Source organism: Cupriavidus sp. 86D6 (assembly GCF_057815095.1).
The window spans coordinates 245000-268254 of record NZ_JBYPSB010000006.1 but is presented as its reverse complement, the minus strand read 5'-3'; the positions used below and the strand labels follow the sequence as shown (position 1 = coordinate 268254).

At 66.2% G+C, this 23255-nt stretch carries 21 protein-coding genes and 1 tRNA gene; 10 read left to right on the top strand and 12 right to left on the bottom strand.

Annotated features, from left to right (window positions below; genetic code table 11):
• The first annotated feature begins 92 nt into the window (after positions 1-92).
• The 3 genes from rarD to AC3G88_RS16770 all read left to right on the top strand — a co-directional run bounded on the left by rarD (position 93) and on the right by AC3G88_RS16770 (position 3626).
• Complete coding sequence (rarD, locus tag AC3G88_RS16780; RefSeq protein WP_488893590.1) at positions 93-998, top strand: EamA family transporter RarD; 906 nt, start codon at positions 93-95, stop codon at positions 996-998.
• 116 nt (positions 999-1114) lie between these two features.
• Positions 1115-2287, top strand: a complete 1173-nt coding sequence (dinB, locus tag AC3G88_RS16775) for a DNA polymerase IV (protein WP_488893589.1) — start codon at positions 1115-1117, stop codon at positions 2285-2287.
• Positions 2288-2432: 145 nt separating this feature from the next.
• Entirely contained in the window at positions 2433-3626 is a 1194-nt protein-coding gene (locus AC3G88_RS16770) for an MFS transporter (RefSeq protein WP_488893588.1), read from the top strand.
• Positions 3627-3643: 17 nt separating this feature from the next.
• Here AC3G88_RS16770 and AC3G88_RS16765 read toward each other — a convergent pair whose 3' ends face one another.
• A complete protein-coding gene (locus AC3G88_RS16765) occupies positions 3644-4336 on the bottom strand; it encodes an aspartate/glutamate racemase family protein (protein ID WP_488893587.1) in 693 nt (230 codons plus the stop codon).
• A gap of 168 nt (positions 4337-4504) precedes the next feature.
• Between AC3G88_RS16765 and AC3G88_RS16760 the strand changes: the two genes are divergently transcribed.
• On the top strand, positions 4505-6331 hold the full coding sequence (locus AC3G88_RS16760) for a diguanylate cyclase (RefSeq protein ID WP_488893586.1): 1827 nt from the start codon (positions 4505-4507) through the stop codon (positions 6329-6331).
• Between the two features lie 33 nt (positions 6332-6364).
• On the opposite strand, the gene AC3G88_RS16755 is transcribed toward AC3G88_RS16760, so the two are convergent.
• Positions 6365-6859: a hypothetical protein gene (locus AC3G88_RS16755; RefSeq protein ID WP_153946292.1), complete on the bottom strand. Its 495-nt coding sequence runs from the start codon at positions 6857-6859 to the stop codon at positions 6365-6367.
• A 473-nt stretch (positions 6860-7332) separates the two neighbouring features.
• On the opposite strand from AC3G88_RS16755, the gene AC3G88_RS16750 reads away from it, so the two are divergent.
• From AC3G88_RS16750 to AC3G88_RS16725, 6 genes are all read left to right on the top strand, one after another.
• The gene (locus AC3G88_RS16750; protein WP_488893585.1) at positions 7333-8301 is read left to right on the top strand and encodes a Bug family tripartite tricarboxylate transporter substrate binding protein; all 969 of its coding nucleotides are present in this window, start codon (positions 7333-7335) and stop codon (positions 8299-8301) included.
• Between the two features lie 354 nt (positions 8302-8655).
• Positions 8656-9129, top strand: coding sequence for a tripartite tricarboxylate transporter TctB family protein (locus AC3G88_RS16745; protein ID WP_488893584.1), 474 nt, complete (start codon positions 8656-8658; stop codon positions 9127-9129).
• A gap of 24 nt (positions 9130-9153) precedes the next feature.
• The gene (locus AC3G88_RS16740) at positions 9154-10668 is read left to right on the top strand and encodes a tripartite tricarboxylate transporter permease (protein WP_400395150.1); all 1515 of its coding nucleotides are present in this window, start codon (positions 9154-9156) and stop codon (positions 10666-10668) included.
• 96 nt (positions 10669-10764) lie between these two features.
• Positions 10765-11178 carry a PaaI family thioesterase gene (locus AC3G88_RS16735; RefSeq protein ID WP_488893583.1) on the top strand — a complete coding sequence of 138 codons (414 nt, stop codon included), beginning with the start codon at positions 10765-10767 and terminating at the stop codon, positions 11176-11178.
• 8 nt (positions 11179-11186) lie between these two features.
• Positions 11187-12080 carry a patatin-like phospholipase family protein gene (locus AC3G88_RS16730; RefSeq protein WP_400395146.1) on the top strand — a complete coding sequence of 298 codons (894 nt, stop codon included), beginning with the start codon at positions 11187-11189 and terminating at the stop codon, positions 12078-12080.
• A gap of 71 nt (positions 12081-12151) precedes the next feature.
• Positions 12152-13633: a dihydrolipoyl dehydrogenase family protein gene (locus AC3G88_RS16725; RefSeq protein WP_488893582.1), complete on the top strand. Its 1482-nt coding sequence runs from the start codon at positions 12152-12154 to the stop codon at positions 13631-13633.
• Here the strand turns inward: AC3G88_RS16725 and AC3G88_RS16720 are convergent, their stop codons facing one another.
• From AC3G88_RS16720 to def, 10 genes are all read right to left on the bottom strand, one after another.
• Positions 13634-14056 carry a YkvA family protein gene (locus AC3G88_RS16720; RefSeq protein ID WP_488771708.1) on the bottom strand — a complete coding sequence of 141 codons (423 nt, stop codon included), beginning with the start codon at positions 14054-14056 and terminating at the stop codon, positions 13634-13636. It lies immediately after the preceding gene.
• Between the two features lie 18 nt (positions 14057-14074).
• On the bottom strand, positions 14075-14401 hold the full coding sequence (locus AC3G88_RS16715; protein WP_488771707.1) for a helix-turn-helix domain-containing protein: 327 nt from the start codon (positions 14399-14401) through the stop codon (positions 14075-14077).
• 397 nt (positions 14402-14798) lie between these two features.
• Positions 14799-14874 (bottom strand) — tRNA-Phe (locus AC3G88_RS16710).
• A gap of 59 nt (positions 14875-14933) precedes the next feature.
• Positions 14934-15650, bottom strand: coding sequence for a response regulator (locus tag AC3G88_RS16705; RefSeq protein WP_488771664.1), 717 nt, complete (start codon positions 15648-15650; stop codon positions 14934-14936).
• A gap of 53 nt (positions 15651-15703) precedes the next feature.
• On the bottom strand, positions 15704-18187 hold the full coding sequence (locus tag AC3G88_RS16700; protein WP_488771663.1) for a sensor histidine kinase: 2484 nt from the start codon (positions 18185-18187) through the stop codon (positions 15704-15706).
• Positions 18184-19008, bottom strand: coding sequence for a DUF4390 domain-containing protein (locus AC3G88_RS16695; RefSeq protein WP_153946282.1), 825 nt, complete (start codon positions 19006-19008; stop codon positions 18184-18186). Before AC3G88_RS16695 ends, AC3G88_RS16700 begins: the two co-directional genes overlap by 4 nt.
• Positions 19009-19019: 11 nt before the next feature.
• Positions 19020-20393 carry a 16S rRNA (cytosine(967)-C(5))-methyltransferase RsmB gene (gene rsmB / locus AC3G88_RS16690; protein WP_488893581.1) on the bottom strand — a complete coding sequence of 458 codons (1374 nt, stop codon included), beginning with the start codon at positions 20391-20393 and terminating at the stop codon, positions 19020-19022.
• A gap of 164 nt (positions 20394-20557) precedes the next feature.
• The gene (gene htpX, locus AC3G88_RS16685; RefSeq protein ID WP_153946280.1) at positions 20558-21418 is read right to left on the bottom strand and encodes a zinc metalloprotease HtpX; all 861 of its coding nucleotides are present in this window, start codon (positions 21416-21418) and stop codon (positions 20558-20560) included.
• A gap of 135 nt (positions 21419-21553) precedes the next feature.
• Positions 21554-22555: a methionyl-tRNA formyltransferase gene (gene fmt, locus AC3G88_RS16680; RefSeq protein ID WP_488771662.1), complete on the bottom strand. Its 1002-nt coding sequence runs from the start codon at positions 22553-22555 to the stop codon at positions 21554-21556.
• A 114-nt stretch (positions 22556-22669) separates the two neighbouring features.
• Positions 22670-23176: a peptide deformylase gene (gene def / locus AC3G88_RS16675; RefSeq protein WP_092600577.1), complete on the bottom strand. Its 507-nt coding sequence runs from the start codon at positions 23174-23176 to the stop codon at positions 22670-22672.
• Between the last annotated feature and the right edge of the window lie 79 nt (positions 23177-23255).

Genomic DNA, 23255 nt, shown 5'->3' with positions numbered 1-23255 from the left:
CCGGCTCCGGCCGGGTTTTTTCATGGCGCCACGCGCCTGCCCACACCCCGGTAGAATCCGCCCCACAACCGGACTCTACCGGGAACATTCCCATGCAACTCGGCATCTTCTACGCCCTGCTGGCGTACATCATCTGGGGCCTGCTGCCCCTCTACATCAAGTCCCTGCACGGCGTGGCGCCGCTGGAAATCCTGCTGCACCGCATGGTGTGGTCGCTGGTATTCCTGGGGGCAATACTGTTGTGGCGCCGTCATTTCTGCTGGCTGCGCGACGTGGCGGCCAATCCGCGCCTGATCCTGAACTTCGCGGCCAGCGCGGGGCTGCTGTGCTGCAACTGGTTCCTCTATATCTGGGCGGTGTCGGCCGATCGCGTGGTCGATGCCAGCCTGGGCTATTTCATCAATCCGCTATTCAGTGTGCTGCTGGGGGTGCTGCTGCTGCACGAGCGGCTGCGGCCGGCCCAGTGGCTGTCGATCGCCATCGCGGCGGCCGGTGTGCTCTGGCTCACCTGGTCGGCCGGACAACTGCCGTGGATTGCGCTGGGCCTGGCGGCGTCGTTTGGCGGCTATGGGCTGCTGCGCAAGACCGGCGCGCTCGGTGCGCTCGAGGGCCTGTCGCTGGAAACGCTGATCCTGTTCCCGCTGGCCGCTGCGGCGCTGGGCTTCCTGCTCCTGACCGGGCACGACACCACGCGCAGCGCAGGCACGGGTACGCAGATCCTGTTGCTGCTGGCCGGCCCGCTCACGGCGGTGCCGCTGCTGTTCTTTGCCGCCGGCGCCCGTCGTATCCCGCTGTCGCTGCTCGGCCTGCTGCAATACGCCGGGCCCACCATCCAGCTGGTACTTGGCATCTGGCTCTACCACGAGCCGTTTCCGGCACAGAAGCAGATCGGCTATGCCCTGATCTGGATCTCGCTGGCAATCTACGCGGCCGAGGGTTTGCTGGTCACGCGTCTGAATGCGAAGCGATCCATCAGCACGAAAAATGAACCAGCTTAAAGAGCAGTCGCTTCTATCCGTTACGTGAATATACGTGGCAATCGCGCGCTATTCCGGAAACAACGTCGCCACACTATACTGTACGGATATACAGTATCGATCGCCTCTCCACGCTCATGCCCCCGAACGCTCCCCGGCGTATTGCCCATCTCGACATGGACGCGTTCTACGCTTCGGTGGAACTGCTGCGCTATCCGGACCTGCGTGGCCAGGCTGTCGTGATCGGCGGCGGCCGCAATGCGGTGCCCGAGGTACTACCCGACGGATCGCGCCGCTACGCCCGGCTGCGTGACTATGTGGGGCGGGGCGTGGTCACCACGTCCACCTACGAGGCCCGCGCCCTGGGTGTGTTCTCGGCCATGGGCATGATGAAGGCCGCCAAGCTGGCGCCCGACGCGATCCTGCTGCCGACCGACTTCGACGCCTACCGCCGCTACTCGGGACTCTTCAAGGCGGCCGTCCGAACATTCACCGGACAAATAGAAGATCGCGGGATCGACGAGATATATATCGATCTGAGTGATATAGAGGGCGAGCCGCACGAGGTAGCCCCCCGCATCAAGGCTGCGGTCCATGAAGCGACGGGCCTGACGTGTTCGATCTGCGTGGCCCCCAACAAGCTCCTGGCCAAGATCGGGTCCGAACTGGACAAGCCGGACGGACTGACCATCCTGACCCCGGCCGATATTCCCACGCGCATCTGGCCACTGCCGGCGCGCAAGGTCAACGGCATCGGCCCCAAGGCCGCGGAGAAGCTGCAGGCCATCGGCATCGACACCGTGGGAGACCTGGCCGAGGCCGACCTGGCGCTGCTGCAGGCGCACTTCGGCCGCAATTACGCGGGCTGGCTGGTGGAAGTGGCACATGGCCGCGACGACCGTCAGGTGGTGGTCAGTTCCGAACCCAAGTCGATGAGCCGCGAAACCACGTTCGAGCGCGACCTGCACCCGCGCACCGATCGCCCCGTGCTGTCGGAACAGTTCACCCGGCTGTGCATGCGCGTGGCCGACGACCTGCGCCGCAAGGGGTACGTGGGCCGGACGGTGGGCATCAAGCTGCGCTTTGACGATTTCCACACCGTGACGCGCGACCTGACCATGACCGCCCATACCGCCGATGGCGCGATGATCCGGCGCGGTGCCACCGAGTGCCTGAAGCGGATCCCGCTGGAGCGGCGCATCCGGCTGCTGGGCGTGCGCGTCAGCGCCCTGCTCCCGGCGGCCGAGCAAGGGGACGATCCCGCGCCGGTGCAAGAGGAATTCCGCTTCGACGACGAGGCGGAAGGCTGAACGGCCTTCCTCCAGGCGAATCGGGCCGATCCCAGGCCAAAAAACCCCCACGTCATACGGCCCTATCTATCTCCCGGTAGAATCGGCGGCTTCGACGGGCGCCCATCGAGAGCGCCACGCCCCACCTTCCGCCCACGCGCGCCCCATGACAACCGCCGCTCCCGCCCAACGTACCGCCGCCCCGGCCGCCTGGATCACGCCCCTGCTGGCCGTGGCCTGCGGCATGATCGTCGCCAACCTGTACTACGCACAGCCGCTGGTCGGACCGATTGCACGCGCGTTGCAGCTGTCGCCGGAAATTGCCGGCCTGATCGTCACGCTGATCCAGATCGGCTACTGCGTGGGCCTGCTGCTGCTGGTGCCGCTGGGCGATATCGTCGAAAACCGCAAGCTCGTGCTCACGCTGGTGGGCGGGTGCGCGGCGGCCCTGCTGGCGGCGGCGCTGGCCACGCATGCCAGCGTGTTCCTGGTGGCGGGCTGCGCGATTGGACTGTGCTCGGTGGCGGTGCAGGTGCTGGTGCCGTTCGCGGCGCACCTGGCCCCCGAGCATGCGCGCGGCCGTGCGGTCGGCAATGTCACCAGCGGACTGCTGATGGGCATCATGCTGGCGCGTCCGGTGTCGAGCCTGGTGTCAGACCTGTTCGGCTGGCACGCGATCTTCGCGGCGTCGGCCGTGGCGATGGTGCTGCTCGGCATCGTGCTGGCGCGCAAGCTGCCGCAGCGCCGGCCGGCGCCGGGCGTCAACTACATCCAGATGCTTGGCTCGATGAGCCATCTGCTGCGTACCCAGCCGATCCTGCGCCGCCGGGCCGCGTACCAGGCCGCCATGTTCGGCGTCTTCAGCCTGTTCTGGACCACCACGCCGCTGTACCTGGCCGGGCCCGCGTTCCATATGTCACAGACCGGTATCGCGATCTTCGCGCTGGTCGGTGTGGCCGGTGCCATTGCCGCGCCGATGGCGGGCCGCTACGCCGACCGTGGCCACAGCCGGCAGATGACGGCGCTGGCGCTGGCGCTGGGCGCGGCTTCGTTCCTGCTGAGCCGGGTGGGGGCGGAGGGTTCGCTGCTGTCGTTGCTGTCGCTGACGGTGGCTGCCGTGCTGCTCGACTTCGCGGTGTCGACCAATCTGGTGATCGGCCAGCGCGCGATCTTCTCGCTGTCCGACGAACACCGCAGCCGCCTCAACGGCCTGTACATGGCCATCTTTTTCGTGGGCGGCGCCATCGGATCGTCAGTGGGCGCGTGGGCCTATGCGCGTGCGGGCTGGCCCCTGGCCAGCTGGATCGGCTTCGCCCTGCCCGCCATCGCGCTGCTGTACTTCCGCACGGAACGTCGTTGATCGGCCAATTCGGAGGGCTACGCCGCCACTGCGCGCTGCAATGCCGCGCGCGCCAGCAGGCGGGTTGAATCGAGCGTCGGCAACGACGAATTGCCGTCGTCGATGATCAGCGGAATCTCGGTGCAGCCCAGCACCACGGCGTCGCAACCGTTGTGCCGCAGGTCATCGATCACGCGCCGGAACGTCGCTACCCCTTCAGGCGTGGCGATGCCGGGCACCAGCTGGTTCATGATCACGTGGTCGATCAATGCGCGGTCTTCCACGGGCGGGCGCACCGCTTCCAGCCCGCGTGCGGCCAGCGCGGCCGGATACACCTCGCTGTCCACCAGCCACCGCGTGCCGGTGATGCCAAGCCGATGGAAGCCGCGTGCCACGGCGGCGTCGGCCACCACCTCGGCGATATGAAGCCACGGCAGCGGCGACGTGGGCCGCACCAGGTCCAGCGCCGCATGGATGGTGTTGTCGGGGCAGATCACGAAATCGGCGCCGGCCGCGGCCAGCTTGTACGCCGAGCGCAGCATCAGGTTCGCCACGCCCTGCAGATCGCCGCGCGCCAGGCAGGCCACATAGGTGGCGAGCGATGGCGTATGCATCGTAATTTCCGGATGTGCGTGCGCGCCGAGGAATCCGGCCCCTTCCATGCAGATCGTGCGATAGCACAGTGCCGCGCCTTCGGCCGAACAGGCCGCGATACCGATGTGCCGTGGCATGAGAAATCCCCCTTGATGGTTGTCAGGCTTTCATGATGGCATGCGCCGCGCGGCTGCACTACACTGAGCCGGCGCGCCACGCCCTGGCGCGCCCGCCGTCGATGTTGCAGCTAAAAGTCGCCGTTTTACTACCCGTCCCGTGGACGGGCCTTGCCGGGGAGACGATCGATGTCATGGCGCAAACTGCTGCCGAGGCCGCGCTGGCTGCCGCGCGCGGCGCTCATGCACCCGCAGCGCGTGGTTATCGTCGGCTTCAGCCTGGCGATGCTGCTGATGCTGATCGTCGGCGCGCGTGACCTGTACCTGCTGCGCGACCGTGTCCTGTCATCGCGCCACCACGACCTGACATTGCGCGCGCTGGGTGGCGAAGCGGTCTTCGCCGCCGAACGCTCCAGGCTGGTTTTCGTGCGCGACTATGCGCAGCAACTGATCACCCTCTACGACAACGGCGCGGCCCCGGCAGAGCCCGCAGTGGAGCGGGCCTTCGCGCAGCGCAACGAGCGTATCTGGCAGATGGAGGTGCCGCTTGGCGATTCTCCGGTGATCGGCACGGCGCCCGCAGTGCTCGACGAACTCGAAGGCTTCGAACGCCGCGACGCCGACCTGCGGGCCGACCTGTACGCGGCGCGCCAGCTCAGCCATGTGCTGGGCCTGAGCCTGCGGCTGCGCGACGACGACAATGCCGGCGGTACCGTGAGCTATATCTCCAGCAACGGGCTCTACGTCACCTACCCGCCGCTGGCGCCGGACAAGGCGCCGGCACTCTTCAGGCGGTTCAGCGATATCTCGTATTACCGCGACATGCTGCCCGAGCGCGATGCGTCGCGCGACATTCGCTGGACGCGGGTCTACACGCAATTCGAAAGCACGCAGTTGCGCACGACATTGAGCATTCCGGTCTATGTGGAAAACCGTTTTCGCGGGGTGGTGGCCATCGACGTGGAACTGGCACGTCTGCGCGACCTGATCGGCGTGCCGGAAGACGCCGGCCCCACGCGATACCTGATGGACTATCGCGGCGGCATCATCGCGTCGAGCCAGCACAACGTGCGCATCGACATGCACTGGCCCGACGATGTGGACCGGGCCTGGCGCGGTGTTCCCGTGCAGGACCTGTTCCACGCAGGCGCCGGCATGCGGCACGCGGATGGCCAATATCTGATCTACCAGCCGGTGGGCCAGCGCGGTACGTGGCTGCTGGTGGAATCCTTCAGCGATGCCGACGTATGGCGCGCGGTCCTGCAACGCACCAGCACCCCGCTGTTGGCGATCTGGCTGGCCCTGCCGCTGTTGATGTTTGTCACATTGCGCGTGGTGACGCTGCTGTTCCGCCACTATGTGGCAGCCGGCGAGACACTGCAGCGGCTGGCCGAGACCGACCCGCTTACCGGGCTGGCCAACCGGCGCCACTTCGGCGAGGCGTTCGGCAGGGAATCGGCACGACGACGGCGCGAGCGCGAGGCTGCCGGCGCGGACGACAGCCTGGCCGGCGGCGGCCCGGCCCGTGTCGAGGCATCACCGCCCGCACCGCTGTCGATGCTGATGCTCGACATCGACTTCTTCAAACGCGTGAACGACCGCTGGGGCCATGCCAGCGGCGATCACGTGCTGGTGGCGCTGGCCGACGTGCTGCGCCGGAACCTGCGCGAGATAGACCTGCCGGCGCGGCTTGGCGGAGAGGAATTCGCGGTGCTGCTGCCGCAGACCACGCTGGCCGAAGCCGAGGCAACCGCGCAACGGCTGCGCGCCGCCGTGCAGGCCACACCAGTGAAACCGGCACCCGATGCGCCGTCGCCCAGCGAAGGCGACGGACGCATTCATTTCACTGTATCGATTGGCGTCGCAGAAGCCGTGAGCGACGGTTGCCCGACACTCGATGCCATGCTGGCGACGGCCGACCGCCGTCTATATGCCGCCAAGCAAGCGGGCCGTAACCGGGTGTGCGCGGCTGATGCGCCGGTCGGCAATACTGTGGCGCCATCTGTTCAGGGATAAGACAGTTCATGGACGTCTCCGCCGCGGTTTTGCCTAGCGCAACAGGAATGCGATGTCGTCGGCCGTGATGACCGACACCGGAATACCCTTGCGACGCTGAAACAGGATGTGTTGCTGCACGCGGCTGCGCTGCTCGGCAAACGTGGCCGGATCGATCGGCGTGCCCGCGCGCGCGTAGTGTTGCACCAGCAGCTTGTAGGCGCGATGCCGGATCTGCAGCGTCTCGTTGTCGGCGCGCAAGCGCTGCCATTCGGCAGGGCTCAGGTCCAGCGTGTGGTTGAGTTCGTCGACGGTGCGCGCATGCAGGTCGCGATACATGTCGCGCTCGGCTTCGGCGCGATGCAGTTCGTCGCGCAGCGCCATGATCTTGTGCTGCAGCTTGAGCGTCTGCCCCACGGCCGCCTGCATGCCCTTGGCCGCCTCCAGCGCCTGGTTGGCGGCCGCAACGGTGCTCTTCCACAGGCCACGGTCGGCGCCTGCGTCGCGTTCCGGCGACCAGACGTCCGACGCCTTGATCGTTGTATCCATGATTGACCCCTGAGACTTCTTGTTTGTCACTTCACCCGAAAACCGAAAAGACCGGATATCCCGAATCGGCCAGCGCCTCGTTGTGCGATGGTCCATCTCAACCTTGTTACATTGTTTGTGGCCGCCGTGCCGCAATGCAACTTCAGCACGACGCTGTCGGTGCGGCGGGCAACTGAGATAAATCGTAGTGAGATGTCCGACCTGAGCCAAGTCAAAGATGTGCAGATCTGATCTGGCAGATACAACGATGCCAAAAAACGACAGGCGCCCGGTCCGGCCGGGACGGGAGAGAGGCAGACAAAGCAGACAACACCACGTAAACCCCGAGCATCAAGCAGACGTTTTGACAGGGTTTTGACAGTTTCACGCTTCTAGAATTCGGGCCATGGCTACTGCTGTCTCTTTGTGGATGGTGGTCAATAGCCAAAAACCTAAAAGCACAACCCAAATTCCAATAAGACAGGAGACACGCGATGCCTCGCACGCTTGCCCGCTTTACCCATGTCTTCGTCGCTTCGGCTGCGCTGGCTGCTGCCGTGGTGGCCGCACCGGCTTATGCCGTCGACAACCTCAAGGTGATGATCGGTGCCAACCCCGGCGGCGGCTTCGACCAGACCGGCCGCTCGCTGGGCGCGGCCATGGTGGCGGCCGGCGCGGCCAAGTCGGCGTCGTATGACAACAAGGGCGGCGCGGGCGGCACCATCGGCCTGACGCAGTTTGTGAACACCGACAAGGGCAACCCGAACGCGCTGATCGTGACGGGCGCCGTGATGGTCGGTGCCATCGAGACCAACCACCCGCCGGTGACGCTCAAGAACGCCACGCCGATCGCACGCCTGTTCGCCGACACGATGGTGATCACGGTGCCGGCCAGCTCGCCGATCAAGTCGATGAAAGACCTGACCATGCAGCTCAAGGCCAATCCGGGCAGTGTCAGCTGGGGCGGCGGTTCGAAGGGTTCGATCGACCACATCCTGGCCGGCCTGATCGCCAAGGACATCGGCGTGGATCCGAAGAAGATCAACTACGTGCCGTTCCAGGGCGGTGGCGAGGCCTCGGCGTCGATCCTCGGTGGCCACGTGACCGTGGGTATCGCGGGCGTGTCGGAATTCCTGCCGTTCATCAAGACCGGCAAGATGCGCGCGCTGGCCGTGACGTCGAAGGACCGCACCGCCGACATCCCGACCCTGAAGGAACAGGGCGTGAACGTCGAGATCTACAACTGGCGCGGCGTGTACGGCGCGCCCGGCATCACCGCCGACCAGCGCAAGGCCCTGATCGATGCCGTGGTGAAGGGCACCGAGAACCAGGTCTGGAAGGACGCGCTGCAGAAGAACGACTGGACGCCGTTCCTGCTGACCGGCGACGAGTTCGGCAAGTTTGTGGAAGCCGAATCCGCCCGTCTGGGCGCCACGCTGCGTGAACTGGGCGTAGCGAAGTAAGCCCTGCCCCAAGGGACCGGGTGCACGCCACGCCGTATCGGCACGGCCGCCTCGGTTCCGCATGTCGACGACCTGGCCGGCCACCGCCGCCGGCGCCGCCAGTGAAGTAGTAGAAGTACGAAAAAGTAATACGAGACAGCAGTACGAGACAGCAGTACAGGATTTCGTTACCCGCGTCGCGGAAGTTTGCTTCACCCTGTCGTTCCCGCCCGGCCGCCGATCCGAGATCGGCACGCACGGAGGACGGCACGGGGCCCCGGTGCCGCCATCCGCTGCGCAACACCGAAAAACAGACCCATCACGTCACCGGGCCCCGTGACCGCGCGGGCGGCAGGACCATCCGAGAGCCCCACCATGAAACCATCCCATGTATCCATCGGCGTCGCCGTCCTGGCGTTGTCCGTGTTCTTCTTCGCCGGCATACCGGGCATTTCGGGCGACGAGGGCTATGCCGGCCTGTCGCCGCGCTTCGTGCCCACGCTGGTGGCCATCGGCCTGGCCGTCTGCGGCGCGCTGCTGCTGTGGCAGGGCGTGCGCGGCGGCTTCCGGAAAATGCCCGAGGAAGATGCCGAGCTGCCCGCGGCGCCGCACAACTTCAAGGGCTTCCTGTGGGTGGCCGCCGGCCTGGTGGCCAACATGGCGCTGATCGGCACGCTGGGCTTCGTGTTTTCGTCCACGCTGATGATGGTGTGCGTGGCGCGCGGCTATGGCAGCCGCCGCATCGTGCGCGACGCGCTGATCGGCCTGATGCTGACGCTGCCGATGTGGGCGCTGTTTGATTTCCTGCTCGGCATCAACCTGCCGCTGCTGCCCGTCGCGGGCTTCTGATCCACGCCTACGGGAGACACTGACATGGATACCCTGAACCAGCTGATGCACGGCTTTGCCGTCGCCATCACGCCAATCAACCTGATGTGGGCCCTGGTGGGCTGCTTCCTGGGCACCGCCATTGGCGTGCTGCCCGGCATTGGTCCGGCCCTGACCGTGGCCATGCTGTTGCCGCTGACAGCCAAGGTGGAGCCCACGGCCGCGCTGATCATGTTCGCCGGCATCTACTATGGCGCGATGTACGGCGGATCGACCACATCGATCCTGATGAACACGCCGGGTGAATCGTCGACGATGGTCACCGCGATGGAGGGCAACCTGATGGCCAAGAACGGCCGCGCGGGCCCCGCGCTGGCCACCGCCGCCATCGGCTCGTTCGTGGCCGGTACGATCGCCACGGTGCTGCTGTCGATGTTCGCGCCGGTGGCGGCCGACGTGGCGCTGCAGTTCGGCCCGGGCGAGTACTTCATGATCATGCTGCTGGCCTTCACCACGGTGTCGGCCGTGCTGGGTTCGTCGCTGCTGCGCGGCATGACCAGCCTGTTCCTGGGCCTGGGCATCGGCCTGATCGGCATGGATTCGCTGTCTGGCCAGACGCGCTATTCGATGAACGTCCAGGAACTGTACGACGGCGTGGACATCGTCGTGGTGGCCGTGGGCCTGTTCGCGGTGGGCGAGGCGCTGTTCAATGCGTTCTTTCCGCAGCCGGAGGGCTCGTTCAACAAGCTCAGTTCGGTGCACATGAGCAAGTCGGACTGGAAGCGGTCGATCCCGGCGTGGCTTCGCGGCACGTTCATCGGCTTCCCGTTTGGCCTGATCCCGGCCGGCGGTGCCGAGATCCCGACGTTCCTGTCGTACGCCACCGAGAAGAAGCTGTCGAACCACAAGGCGGAATTCGGCAAGGTGGGTGCCATCGAAGGCGTGGCCGGCCCCGAGGCGGCCAACAACGCCGCCGTGACGGCGACGCTGGCCCCGCTGCTGACGCTGGGTATTCCGACCTCGAACACCACGGCCATCCTGCTGGCGGCGTTCCAGAACTACAACCTGCAGCCGGGTCCGATGCTGTTCCAGACCTCGGGCGACCTGGTCTGGGGCCTGCTGGCGTCGCTGTATATCGGCAACGTGATGCTGCTGGTGCTGAACCTGCCGGCGATCGGCCTGTGGGTGCGCATGCTGCGCGTCCCGACGCCGCTGCTGTATGGCGGCATCCTGATCTTTGCCGGTCTGGGTGCGTACGGCATCCGCCAGTCGTGGTTCGACCTGCTGCTGCTGTTCGTGATCGGCCTGCTGGGCATGGCCATGCGACGCTTCGACTTCCCGACCGCGCCGGTGATCGTCGGCCTGATCCTGGGGCCGATGGCCGAGAAGCAGCTGCGCAATGCGCTGTCGATCGGCCAGGGCGACTGGACCCTGTTCGTCAAGCAGCCGATCTCGGCCACGATCCTGGCCATGACGGTGGCCGTGGTGGTAGTGCCGCGCGTGCTGCGCTGGCACGCCAACCGTTCGACGGCGCGTGCCGAGGCGGACAACGCGGCCTGACGTCCGCGCGGGCGTTCCTGGCAGGAATCGGCAGGGGGCTTCGGCCCCCTGTATCATTGGCGCAAACAAATTGCCGCGCGCCGAGGAGACCGGGACGTGCCTGCCACTTTCACCATCGCGGATATCGATGCCACGCTCGAACGCGTGCTGGCGCCCTGGGTGCGCCAGCTGGGCCTGCGCGCCGAGGCAGCGGACGCCACCGGCGTGACCCTGCGCCTGCCCTTCCAGGAAGCGTTTCGCCATGCCGGTGGCGTGGTGTGCGGACAGGTGCTGATGTCGGCCGCCGATACCGCGATGATCGTCGCCATCTCTGCCGCACTGGGCGAATTCCGGCCAATGACCACCGTCACGCTGACCACCAACTTCATGCGTCCCGTGATCGACGGTGATGTGCTGGTGCGTGCCAACGTGCTGCGCCTGGGCAAGACCGTGGTCTTCGGCGAAATCGCACTGACCGGCCAGGACGGCAGGCTCGCGGTACAGGCCACCACCACCTACGCGCTGCTTTGAATTCCAGGATGTCCGACCTCACCCCCCAACCCTTTGACCAGATCGTCTTTGCCGGCGGCGGCAACCGCTGCTGGTGGCAGGCTGGATGGTGGGATACCGTGGCGCCCGAACTGCACCTGCGGCCGCGCGTCATCGCCGGTATCTCGGCGGGCGCGGCCACGGCATGCATGGTCTATGCGCACGATTCGCATCAGACCATGGCCTACTACCGCGAGGTGCTGGCCAACAATTCGCGCAACGCATACTGGGGCAACCTGCTGCGCCGCGAGCGCGTGTTTCCGCACTACGGCATCTATCGCAACGCCCTGCTCTCGCTGTTTGGCGATAACCGCCTGCACCGGCTGCAACAGGCGCCCGAGATTCGCATTGGCGTAGCCCATATCCCGCGCTGGACCGGGCCGCGCCTGGCCGTGGCCGCAGGGCTGCTGGCGTACAACATCGACAAGCACCTGCTGAAGACGCTGCATCCGCGCCTGGGCCGCAAGCTTGGCTTCCATCCCGAATTCGTGCTGGCGCAGGACTGCGGCTCACCCGAGGATCTGGCCGATCTGCTACTGCAATCGGCCTCCACGCCGCCTTTTACGCCGGTGCTGCGCCGCAATGGCCATGCGGTGCTGGACGGCGGGCTGGTGGACAACGTGCCGGTCGATGCGCTCGATGCCACGCCGGGCAATGTCCTGGTGCTGGTGACGCGGCTGTATCCGCGGCCGCGCCGCTTTCTCATCGACACGGGCGGCCAGCGCCGCCTGTATCTGCAACCTTCGCAACGCGTGCCGATTTCGAGCTGGGACTACACCAGGCCCGAAGCCATGACGCATGCGTATGACCTGGGCCGGCGCGACGCGGAATCGTTCCTGCGCGACTGGCCCGTCATCCAGCAGGATCTGTTGCCGGCGTCATAGCCAAAGCGCCACGTGGCGCCGGTCAATTGTTTGGCATGCGGCGATGGTGCCGCGCAGGCAAGGAGGATTGAATGACAAAGCGTCAGGCATCAACCGAAACCGCAACCCAGGCAAGGACCGTGAAGGCGCGTCGGCGCGCCAGCGAGGCCAGCGCGGAACCCGTTGTCGAACGGGTGCCGCGCAAGCGCGATGCCCGCCCCAAGACACGCGAAGTCGACTTCGTGGTGATCGGTGCGGGCTCGGGCGGCGTGGCTGCCGCGCGGCGCGCCGCATCGCATGGCGCGCGCGTGATCCTGGTGGAGCGCGATGCCGTCGGCGGCACCTGTGTCAATCGCGGTTGCGTGCCCAAGAAAATGCTGTCGTACGGCGCGGGATGGGCATCGATCCTGTCCACGTGCCTGTCGCACACGGGCGGCAAGGAAGACTGGCGCGATGCCATCGTGCGCGTGAATGCCGAGGTGGCACGGCTCAACGCGTCGTACAAGCAGCGGCTCAACGAGGCCGGCGTGGAGATCTGGCACGGCGAGGCAGGTTTCAACGCGCGCGGCGATGTCGTCGTCGGCAATGAAGTCATCCGCGCCCGCAAGACGCTGATTGCAACGGGCGCCAGCCCGATCGATCTGCCGGTGCCGGGTGGCGAACTGGTCAGTTCGTCGGACGACCTGTTCACGTGGCAGACCGTGCCCGCTTCGATTGTCGTGATCGGCGGCGGCTATATCGCCGTGGAGATGGCATCGATCCTGTCTCGCTACGGCGTGAAGGTGGACCTGCTCGTGCGTGAGGACCGGCTGCTGCCAAAGTTCGATCACGATATTGCCGCTGCCCTGGCAGAAGCTCTGATCGCCAAGGGCATACGCATACATTTCCGCACAGAGGTCACAATGGTGTCGCAGTCGAACGGTGCATTCGACGTCTGCTACACGCAGGAAGACAACCGGGGTCGCACGCAGACCGTGCGCACCCAGGCGGTGCTGGCCGCGATTGGCCGAAAGCCGAATGTGGATGGACTGGGTCTCGATGACCTGGGTGTGAAGCGCGATGCCAAGGGTGGCATCGAGGTGGACCGGCAGTTCCGCACCAGCGTGCGGTCGATCCACGCCATCGGCGATTGCATGGCCGACAACGTGCACCTGACGCCGGTGGCGATTGCGCAAGGCCGTTGGCTGGCGGATCGGCTATTCGGCCGGCGCGGTGACATGACGGACTTCGAATTCCTGCCCACGGCCGTATTCTGCGAGCCGGCAATTGGCGCCGTGGGGCTGACCGAAGCCCAGGCCCTGGAGGAAGCTGGCGGCAAGGCCGACCGCATCCGCACCGAGATCAAGCGTTTTGTCTCGCTGGAAAGCCGCTTTGGCGGCGTGCCGCAGCAATCGGTCTTCAAGCTCGTATTCAACGCGCGTAGCGGCCGGGTGCTGGGCGTCCACCTGATGGATGGCGCCGCACCGGAAATCGTCCAGACGATGGCCTTGGCGCTGCGGCTTGGCGCGAAGGCCTCGCACCTGCAGACCACCATGCCGCTGCATCCCACCGTGGCCGAAGAGCTGTTTGGCTAATTAGCGAAGGGTGGTAGGCCCGAGCCAGCGCCAGATGCCATAGGCCACCACCGCCCACACGCTCACCACCAGGACAATGCCCCAGCGACTGCGCGGCTTCGCGCCGCTGGCGGCCATCCACGCACTCGCCTGTTCCCGCGACGAAGCCAGCACGGCGGCCGGCATCAGCCTGACCGCCAGCCAGATCAGTGCAGGCAAGAGCAGCACGTCATCGACATAGCCGAGCACGGGGATGAAGTCCGGCACCAGGTCGATCGGACTCAACGCATAGGCCACGACGAACGCGCCCAGCGCCTTCACATACCAGGGCGTATCGGGATGCCGGCACGCGAACCAGAGCGCAACGCCATCGCGCTTGATGGCGCGCGCCCAGGTGCGGAGGCGTTGGGTCAGGGGGAGCGAGGCGCTTTGCTCAGGAGGCATCGTGATCGACCGGACGGTTCAGATATCGAGCAGTTCCTGCCGAATACCGAGGGCCGCGGCAACTTTCTCGCGTGACGCCTTGCGCAGCGTCGCACGGCCTTCCTGCTGCGCGTACGCGGACTGGGAAATGCCCAGCCGCTCGGCCATGACGGCCTGCGTCAAGCCCAGGTGCTCTCGCCACGCGCGTACCGGCGTAGCACCCCCGACCACCCGTTTGACCACTGCATGCGGCACCAGCCCGCGTGCATCGCGATACGTGTCGAGGTACTCCGTATAGGGAATGACGACGAATGCAGGGGTCCCGTCACTCCCATTGATCAGCTGGATGTTAATAGGTGCGTTCATCGCGTTTTCTCACTTCCTGAGTTGTTTGACCGCCCTTGTGCTCCAGTGGATCGCATTCATTTGGCCCCGTCAGTATAAGCTAATTATAAGTATCCGAACTGATCCCGACCAGCAGCGATCAGTCCGGAAAATGACTGGGGAAAGTGAACATCGAGACCTGATCAGGCGCCAATGATGCGGGTCAACCCATAAGGTTTCGACACAAAAGTTCACATCGCCGGGCAGGCTGCCGAGGTGGTGGATGCCGATGGCTGGGGGAGGGGGCGGCGAAGCCGTAGACGCTGGCCAGTGCGGTGGCGCACGGCAGCCTGGGGAGGCGGGATGAGGGATGGGTGTCCGTCGAAAGTCGGCACCACAAAAACAAAAACGGACGCCTGAGCGTCCGTTTTCTTGAATCTGGTGGCCTGGGACGGAATCGAACCGCCGACACAAGGATTTTCAATCCTCTGCTCTACCGACTGAGCTACCGGGCCAAAGAAGCGAAACTATAACCGGGGGATTGGCCCTCGTCAAGCGATTTCTGCGCCACGGCTTACTGTTCGGTCGGTTCGGGCTTGTTGCGGCCCAGCTCCACACCCAGCTGCTTGAGCTTGCGATACAGGTGGGTGCGCTCCAGGCCGGTCTTTTCCGCCACGCGGGTCATGCTGCCGTGTTCACGTACCAGGTGATACTCGAAATACGCGCGTTCGAACAGGTCGCGCGCCTCGCGTAGCGGCATGTCGAACGAGAACTGCATTTCGCCCTCGGGCACGCCGCGCGACGGGTTGCCGTTGGCGGCCACCTCGGCAGGTGCCTCGGCCGGCGCGACGGTCGCGGCGGCCGCCTCCGGCATGCCGGAAGCCGTCAGCGGTGCGGGGGCCGCAGGCGCGGTGCGTGGGCGCTCGATGCCGCGGGCCAGGCCTGCTTCCACGGCAGACAGCAGCTTCTGCAGCGCGATGGGCTTCTCAAGGAAATTCAGCGCGCCGATCTTGGTGGCTTCCACGGCGGTATCGATCGTGGCGTGCCCCGACATCATGATGACCGGCATCGTCAGATAGCCCTGCGCCGACCACTCCTTGAGCAGCGTTACGCCATCGGTATCCGGCATCCAGATATCGAGCAGCACCAGGTCAGGCGTGGCGTTCGCACGGAATTCACGCGCCTTCTGGGCGTTTTCCGCAAGCTCGACCACATGCCCTTCGTCACTGAGAATCTCCGAGAGCAGCTCCCGGATTCCCATTTCGTCATCGACTACGAGGATGGTTGCCATACTTCCCCTCTTAACCCCACCGCAGCGCAACCGGAGGCGCCGGCGCGCAAGATTTAAGCCAGTTTAACGAACAGGATCGAGATCTGCGCTCCGGCGATCTCGGTACCGTTCATGCGATTGCGCAACTCAATGCGCGCGCCATGTTCGTCAATGATCTTTTTCACCATCGCAAGCCCGAGACCCGTACCCTTGGCTTTGGTGGTCACATACGGTTCGAACGCACGACTCAGGATGCGTGGTGCGAATCCAGGACCATTGTCCGTAATGGACAACTTGACGGCTTGCCGGTCTTCGCCGGCGGAATCTTTGTATTCTACAGTCTCGGTGTGCAGAGTGATATGGGGCGCCGCCCTACCGGCCGCCACGTTATCCGCAGCCGCATCCTGCGCATTCTGTAACAGGTTGTGGATCACCTGCCGCAACTGTGTCGGATCGCCCTTTATTTCAGGCAGATCCGGGCCCAGCGCAGCATGAATCACCGGGTGTTCATGCACAGCGGGATCGTCGATGCCGTACAGGTGCAGGACTTCCGCGGCCAGGGCATTCAGCGACAGCGACTGCATCACCGCGGGCGGCGTGCGCGCATAGTCGCGGAAATCGTCCACCATGCGTTTCATCGCCGCTACCTGGTTAACGATCGTCGTGGCCCCGCGCTTTAGCACTTCGGCGTCGGCCTGTTCGAGCTTGGGCGACAGCTTCATCTGCAGGCGCTCGGCCGACAGCTGGATCGGCGTCAGCGGATTCTTGATTTCGTGCGCCAGCCGGCGTGCCACCTCGCCCCATGCCACCGAACGCTGGGCCGAGATCACATCGGAGATATCGTCGAACACCACCACGTAACCGGGCTCGTCGCGGCTACCGCCCGGCAGGTGTGCACCGCGCACCAGCAAGGTGAGCGGCTGTTCTTCGTCGCCCTGCGGCAGTTCGATCTGCTTTTGCCAGTGCTGCGAGCCGCCCAGCACCTCGCGGGTAGTCTGCTCGGAGAATGCCTGGCGCACGATGTCGGCAAAGTTGCCCATGCCAGGAATCTGTTCCACGGGCTGGCCCAGCACGCCCGAGAACGGCTGGCGGAAGATGCGTTCGGCACCGGGGTTGGCCGTGATCAGCGTGAAGCGGCGGTCGAACACCAGCACACCGGCGGTCAGATTCTGCAGCACGCTCTCCAGGTAGGCCTTCGACTGTTCCAGCGCCACGCGGTTGTCTTCCACGGCGATGCGCGCTTCGGACAGCTGGCGCGTCATCTGGTTGAACTGCTGCGTCAGCTGGCCCAGTTCGTCGCGGCTCTTCAACTCGCGTTTGGGCGACAGGTCGCCCTCGGCCACTTCCTTCGTGCCCTGAAGCAGCATCAGCAGCGGCCGGGCCAGCTGGCCGCCCAGCAGCAGCGCCAGCATCACGGCGATGAACACCGCCAGGAACAGCGTCAGCGTCAGCGTGCCGATGTACATCTTGCGCAGGCCCGTACGTCCGAGCGCTTTTTCCTGATACTCCTGGTAGGCGCGCTGGACTTCGTCGGCATTGCGCGCCAGCACCGCAGGCACAGGGTGCAGCACCTGTAGGTAGCGTTCCTCGCGGACCGTGTCGCCGACCAGGCCGAAGCCCGTGGCGGGGGCATCCTCGGGGCGGCGTTCGATGGAAAGCCCCGAGCCGGCCCAGCGGCTGCCCGGCGGCGCCAGCCGCGTGTGAGCCCGTGCCGCCGCGGCCGCCGCCGCCGCACTGGCGCTGATGCTGACCGAAGCCTGCGCCGCTTCATCGGGCGTGGTCGCGGCCGGCGCGGGGCCCAGCGGAATGATGACGCGGATCCGGTACAGGTGGCTGCTGTCGAGATTGACCGGCGCCTTGTCGCTGCCGGTGGGGTCCGAGCCGCCTTCCACGGCCGCGTATCCGCCCGCCATGCGCGCCTGTTCGGCCAGCACGCCCGATGGAATGTCGGGTACGAGCGTGGCGTAGCTGCTCGACGCCGTGGCCAGCACGCGGCCGCTGCCGGTGAAGATCGCGGCTTCCTGGATGCCGTACTGCTCGCGCAGCCGGTTCAGTTGCAGCGACGACGCCATGCTCGACGCGCCGGTGAGCTGGTCGGCCATCAGGCGCGCCTTGCCCTGAAGATCGGCCAGCTGGCTGTCGATGGTGGAGCGGCCCAGGTTCAGCCCCGCCTCCAGCGCGTTTTCCACGCGCACGTCGAACCACGATTCGATGCTGCGCGATACGAACTGCAGCGACACCAGGTAGATCAGCACGCCCGGCAGCACGCCCACCACGCCGAAGAACACGGCCAGCTTGCTCATCAGCCGCGTACCGAACTTGCCGCGCCGGTAGCGTACCCACAGCGTGAACGCGAGCGCGCCAACCGTCAGAACCAGCAACGCCCCGACGACGAGGTTGATCTTGAACAGCAGCGTGAAGTAGCGGTCGAAGAATTCGGTATTTGCCGACGCGCCGGCCAGCAGGCCGACCAGCACCAGCGCCAGAAAGACGATGATGCCCACCACCACGCGGTATAGCACGCGGCGGAAGCGGCTATCCCACGGATTGCCGTTCATGGCTGGCTGGCCGGCTGGACCAGTTGGCTCGGCGACAGCACGTTCGACACGGTTTGCGCGAACGGGGCGCGCAGTTCGGCGGAGGCTGCCGACGCCGCCGACGGCGCGGACCCCGGCATGGCCGGTGGCGCGGGCGGTGCCACCGGCGGTGGCGGAGGCGGTGGTGGCGGTGCGTCCAGGTTGGTCGGCACCGTGTAGTTGAAGCGTTTCCACTCCGACGACAGGTTCCACTCGCGCGTGTTCACGGCGTTGATCTGGAACGGCTTGGGCAGTTGCGACAGATCCAGCCGCATGCGCGTCTCGGCGTGATACGTCTCGCCGGCCTTCACGTCGCGGCGTTCGAAGACGCGCCAGCCGCGCACCTGCTGGATGAACTGCAGCGCGCCCTTCAGGCGGTTGAACGGCAGTTGCAGCCCGCCGGTCGATACGCGGTATTGCCGCGTCAGCGGTTGATACGACAGGCGCACCGAACGCGAGGTGTTGACCGGCTTTTCATCGAACCAGTACCAGCGCGCCCGCGACAGCTGGAAGTCGACCACGAAATAGAGCGAGATGCCCTTGTGCAGGGCGTCCTCGAGCGCGGGCGGGAGATCGAAGTCGAAAGAGGCGCCAAGCTCGAAGCCGCCGTCCTGATAGTCGATGCGTGCCTCGGTGGTTTCAATCAGCTGTGCGCCAGCATGGGGCATGTACACCAGCAGCGCCAGCAGCAGCAAAGCGGTGGCGTACCACGTGCGCAGGATGCCGGCCAGCGGTGCTGCCGGCCATTCGCGCACCGCGCGGCCGGGGGCACGTAGGACGAGCAGGCGCTGCAGGTTCGGCATTGGTGGAAATATCAGGCGCGTTTCTGGAAGCGGGCGTAGTAGAAGCCATCGTGATCCGATGGCAGGCTTGCCTTGCCGGCGGTCCCGCTGCCGGTCGTTTCAGGCGCCTTGATGCCGGGCAGCAGCTGCCCCGGCGCCTGCAATCGTATCGCATCTGGAAGCTGCGCACCAAACCAGAGCGCCTGCTCCTCGCCTTCCGTTGGGAAAATAGAACAGGTCACGTAGACCAGGATGCCGCCCGGTTTCAGCAGCGGCCACAGTTGCGAAACGATGCGGCGCTGCTCGGTCATCAGTTTGGCCACGTCGGACTCGCGCCGCAGCCAGCGGATATCGGGGTGCCGCCGCACGATGCCCGACGCCGAGCATGGCACATCGGCCAGGATGCGATCGAACGGCTGGCCATCCCACCAGTCCTTCGGGCGGCTCGCGTCGCCCACGATCACTTCGGCGCGTTGTCCCAGGCGGGCCAGGTTGTCGTGGATGCGCGCGGCGCGTTCCGCGTCGCTTTCCACCGCCGTCACGTGGATGTCGGCAAGCTCCAGCAGATGGCCGATCTTGCCGCCAGGCGCCGCGCAGGCGTCCAGCACGCGCATGCCGTCGGACACTTCGCACAGCGGCGCGGCCAGTTGCGCACCGGCGTCCTGCACGGAGACGTCGCCCTGGGCAAAGCCGGGGATCTGCGATACCGGAAAGGCCCGTGCCAGGCGCACGGCCTGCTCGCCGACGGCGGTGCCGGCCAGGCCGGCATTGGCCAGCGCCTGGAGATACGCCTGCACCGAAATGCGCTGCGGATTGATGCGCAAGGTCATCGGCGGGCGTTCGTTGACGCTTTGGGCCAGGGCCATCCACTGGTCGGGGTAGGCCCGGCGCAGTTGCGCGAGCCACCACGAGGGCAGGTTCCAGCGCGCTTCCTCGTCCTGCATGATCTTCGGCATCAGCGCGCGGCGCTCGCGCAGGAAGCGGCGCAGGACGGCATTCACCAGCCCGCGCGCATGCGCGGTCTTGGGCTCCGAGGCCGCCGCGCTGACCGCCTGGTCCACCACGGTGAAGTCGGAATAGCCGCCGCGCCCCACCTTGCTGCCATCGCCCTCCTCGCCTTCGATCAGCAGGGCCAGCGCCACGGCCAGCAGGGAATCGACCAGCGCCCCGGGCGGACGCGTCACCAGTTGCGTGACCAGCGCGCGCGTGGTGCCGAACAGGCGCACGGAGCGATACGCCAGGTCCTGGATGGCGCCGCGCGTGGCGGCGTCGCGCACGCGGTCCAGCCGCAAGTGGGTGGCAACATCTTCGATGGCCTGCGGCAGGGCCGCGCCTTCGTGCACGCCGCGAACAGCCGCGGCAGCACCGAGCATCTGGAAGGCAAGGGAATCGTGAGGCAGGCGCATACGGAAAATCAGACAGGCAACGTAGGAAAAGGAGTGACGCAACGGGCGTCGGGCCGGGCGGATACAAGAATGCCCGCCGGTCCCCGGGGGAACACAGCGGGCAGTTTACCCGTTGTCGCGGACTGGCCGGTCAAACTGGCCAAATCCCGCCGCCGGCGCCGGCATCAGGCCGGATAGCTGCCGGTCTGCGCCATGTGCATCAGGCGAGAGATGCGCTCCTCGGTGGCCGGGTGCGTCGAGAACAGGTTGGCGATGCCGCCGCCAGACAGCGGGTTCATGATCATCATCTGCGCCGTGGCCGGATGTTCCTCGGCCGCCTGGAACGGGATGCCCTGTGCATAGCGATGGATCTTGTCCAGCGCACTGGCCAGCGCCTGCGGGTCGCCGCTGATCTCGGCACCGCCCCGGTCCGCTTCGAACTCGCGCGCCCGCGAGATCGCCATCTGGATCAGCGATGCGGCCAGCGGGGCCAGGATGGCCACGGCAATCGCGGCAATCGGGTTGGTACGGTTGCCGTTCTCGTCGCGGCCGCCGAAGAACATCGCCATGTTGGCCAGGGCCGAGATGGCACCGGCCATGGTGGCGGCGATGGTCGACGTCAGGATGTCGCGGTGCTTCACGTGCGCCAGTTCGTGCGCCATCACGCCGCGCAATTCGCGGTCGGACAGCACGCGCAGGATGCCGGTGGTGGCGGCCACGGCCGCGTGTTCGGGATTGCGGCCCGTGGCAAAGGCGTTGGGCGCGTCCTCGTTGATCAGGTACACGCGCGGCATGGGCAGTCCCGCGCGCTGGGACAGCTCCTGCACCATGTTGTAGAACTGCGGCGCGGTGCTGGCATCCACTTCCTGCGCGTTGTACATGCGCAGGACCATCTTGTCCGAGAACCAGTAGGAAAAGAAGTTCATGCCCAGCGCGATCAGCAGCGCGAACATCATGCCGCTCCGGCCGCCGATCATGCCGCCGATGACGATGAACAGCGCCGTGATGGCGGCCATCAGCATGAAGGTCTTGACCCAGTTGAACATGGTTTGGTCTCCAGAGAGATCGATTGGGGCGCGTACCCGCCCCTGCGGGACGCGATGTTCGTTAGATAGGGCCAGGACCGCAGGAATTCAATGCGGATGACAGGGTTTTACGATGCAAAGCGGCGCAGGCGCAACTTATGCCGCGCCGCGCACCAGGCAGCGCGTGCCCGGCGGCAGCGGCATGGCTTGCAGGAACTGCTGCGCCGGCTGGCGGCGGCCCCCGGCCTTCTGCAATTCGGTCACCTGCAGTGCGCTGCCGTCGCCACAGGCGATGATCACGCCAGCGGCATCCGCCGCCAGCACGGTGCCGGGCGCATGTGGCAGGCTCGTGGCGGCAGCCAGCGGCAGCGCCTGCCAGCACTTGATGACGGTGTCGCCCACCTGGATCGTGGCTCCCGGGAACGGATTGAAGGCGCGCACCTGGCTGGCCAGCGCGGCGGCCGGGCGGGTCAGGTCCAGCGGCGCTTCGTCCTTGGCGATCTTCTCGGCGTAGGTGATGCCGGCTTCGGGCTGGGGCGTGGCCGCCAGCGGCCGGCCGGCGGCCAGCTGGCGCAAGGCATCGACGATCATGCGGCCGCCCAGTGCGGCCAGGGTGTCGTGCAGGCTGCCGGTACTGTCCTCCGGACCGATCGCCACCGATTCGCGCGACAGCATCGCGCCGGTATCGAGCCCTTCGTCCATCTGCATCAGCGTGATGCCGGTTTCGGCGTCGCCGGCCTCGATGGCGCGGTGGATCGGTGCCGCGCCGCGCCAGCGCGGCAGCAGCGACGCATGGATGTTCAGACACCCATGGCGCGGCAGATCGAGAACCTCGGCCGGCAGGATCAGGCCATAGGCGGCCACCACCATGACATCGGGGGCGATCTGCGCCAGCGTGTCGACGGCGGCGCCGGCTTCCTCGGGATACTTGCCGTTGCGCCGCAACGAGCGCGGCTGCAGGACGGGGCCCAGCCCCGCTTCCAGCGCGAACTGCTTGACCGGGCTGGCCTGCAGCTGCATGCCGCGGCCTGCAGGCCGGTCGGGCTGGGTCAGGACGGCCACCACCGGAAAGCCGGCGGCGTGAATGGCCTCAAGGGCAACGCGCGCAAATTCGGGTGTGCCGGCAAACGCGACGCGCAGTGGCTGGGCTTGAGTCATGACGGAAATCCGCAGGTGGAAACGACACCGGCCGCATAGCGGCCGGTACGTGATGTGTCTTGGAAGATGTAACGATAGCAGACGCCACCCGCGTGGCACGCCCCTGTTACATCCTTACATGCGCGAGCGGACTCGCTTCTGGAGCTTGCTCTTGATGCGGTTCAGCTTGAGCGGCGACAGGTATTCCACGAATACCTTGCCGTTCAGGTGGTCGATCTCGTGCTGTATACATACGGCCAGCAGGTCGTCGGCATCGAGCTCGAACGTTTCGCCCTTTTCGTTGAGCGCGCGCACCTTGACGCGGTCGGGACGCTCCACGCGGTCATAGACTTCGGGCACCGACAGGCAGCCCTCTTCCCAGACCTTGCGGTTGTCGCTGGCCCAGACGATTTCCGGGTTGATGAACACCATCAGCGCGTCGCGCGTTTCGGAAACGTCGATCGTGATCACGCGCTCGTGCACGTCCACCTGCGTGGCGGCCAGGCCGATGCCGGGCGCGTCGTACATGGTTTCCGCCATGTCCTGGACCAGCTGGCGGATACGGTCGTCCACCACCGCCACGGGCTTGGCCACGGTATGAAGGCGAGGATCGGGGTAGGTGAGGATGTCGAGTTTGGCCATGATGCTCGGGCGCAACGCCGGGTGCTGTCCACTGCCCGACCGCCGTTGCGGCGTGCGGGGTTTCCATGCAGAATCGGGG

Bases quoted from the DNA above. Each gene is read 5' to 3' on its own strand.
- def (WP_092600577.1), bottom strand. From the start codon at position 23,176: ATGGCCAAACTCGACATCCTCACCTACCCCGATCCTCGCCTTCATACC.
- AC3G88_RS16750 (WP_488893585.1), top strand. From the start codon at position 7,333: ATGCCTCGCACGCTTGCCCGCTTTACCCATGTCTTCGTCGCTTCGGCT.
- rsmB (WP_488893581.1), bottom strand. From the start codon at position 20,393: ATGCGCCTGCCTCACGATTCCCTTGCCTTCCAGATGCTCGGTGCTGCC.
- AC3G88_RS16715 (WP_488771707.1), bottom strand. From the start codon at position 14,401: ATGAACGCACCTATTAACATCCAGCTGATCAATGGGAGTGACGGGACC.
- dinB (WP_488893589.1), top strand. From the start codon at position 1,115: ATGCCCCCGAACGCTCCCCGGCGTATTGCCCATCTCGACATGGACGCG.
- AC3G88_RS16745 (WP_488893584.1), top strand. From the start codon at position 8,656: ATGAAACCATCCCATGTATCCATCGGCGTCGCCGTCCTGGCGTTGTCC.
- AC3G88_RS16760 (WP_488893586.1), top strand. From the start codon at position 4,505: ATGTCATGGCGCAAACTGCTGCCGAGGCCGCGCTGGCTGCCGCGCGCG.
- fmt (WP_488771662.1), bottom strand. From the start codon at position 22,555: ATGACTCAAGCCCAGCCACTGCGCGTCGCGTTTGCCGGCACACCCGAA.
- AC3G88_RS16770 (WP_488893588.1), top strand. From the start codon at position 2,433: ATGACAACCGCCGCTCCCGCCCAACGTACCGCCGCCCCGGCCGCCTGG.
- AC3G88_RS16705 (WP_488771664.1), bottom strand. From the start codon at position 15,650: ATGGCAACCATCCTCGTAGTCGATGACGAAATGGGAATCCGGGAGCTG.
- AC3G88_RS16765 (WP_488893587.1), bottom strand. From the start codon at position 4,336: ATGCCACGGCACATCGGTATCGCGGCCTGTTCGGCCGAAGGCGCGGCA.
- rarD (WP_488893590.1), top strand. From the start codon at position 93: ATGCAACTCGGCATCTTCTACGCCCTGCTGGCGTACATCATCTGGGGC.
- AC3G88_RS16755 (WP_153946292.1), bottom strand. From the start codon at position 6,859: ATGGATACAACGATCAAGGCGTCGGACGTCTGGTCGCCGGAACGCGAC.
- AC3G88_RS16740 (WP_400395150.1), top strand. From the start codon at position 9,154: ATGGATACCCTGAACCAGCTGATGCACGGCTTTGCCGTCGCCATCACG.
- AC3G88_RS16720 (WP_488771708.1), bottom strand. From the start codon at position 14,056: ATGCCTCCTGAGCAAAGCGCCTCGCTCCCCCTGACCCAACGCCTCCGC.
- AC3G88_RS16725 (WP_488893582.1), top strand. From the start codon at position 12,152: ATGACAAAGCGTCAGGCATCAACCGAAACCGCAACCCAGGCAAGGACC.
- htpX (WP_153946280.1), bottom strand. From the start codon at position 21,418: ATGTTCAACTGGGTCAAGACCTTCATGCTGATGGCCGCCATCACGGCG.
- AC3G88_RS16730 (WP_400395146.1), top strand. From the start codon at position 11,187: ATGTCCGACCTCACCCCCCAACCCTTTGACCAGATCGTCTTTGCCGGC.
- AC3G88_RS16695 (WP_153946282.1), bottom strand. From the start codon at position 19,008: ATGCCGAACCTGCAGCGCCTGCTCGTCCTACGTGCCCCCGGCCGCGCG.
- AC3G88_RS16700 (WP_488771663.1), bottom strand. From the start codon at position 18,187: ATGAACGGCAATCCGTGGGATAGCCGCTTCCGCCGCGTGCTATACCGC.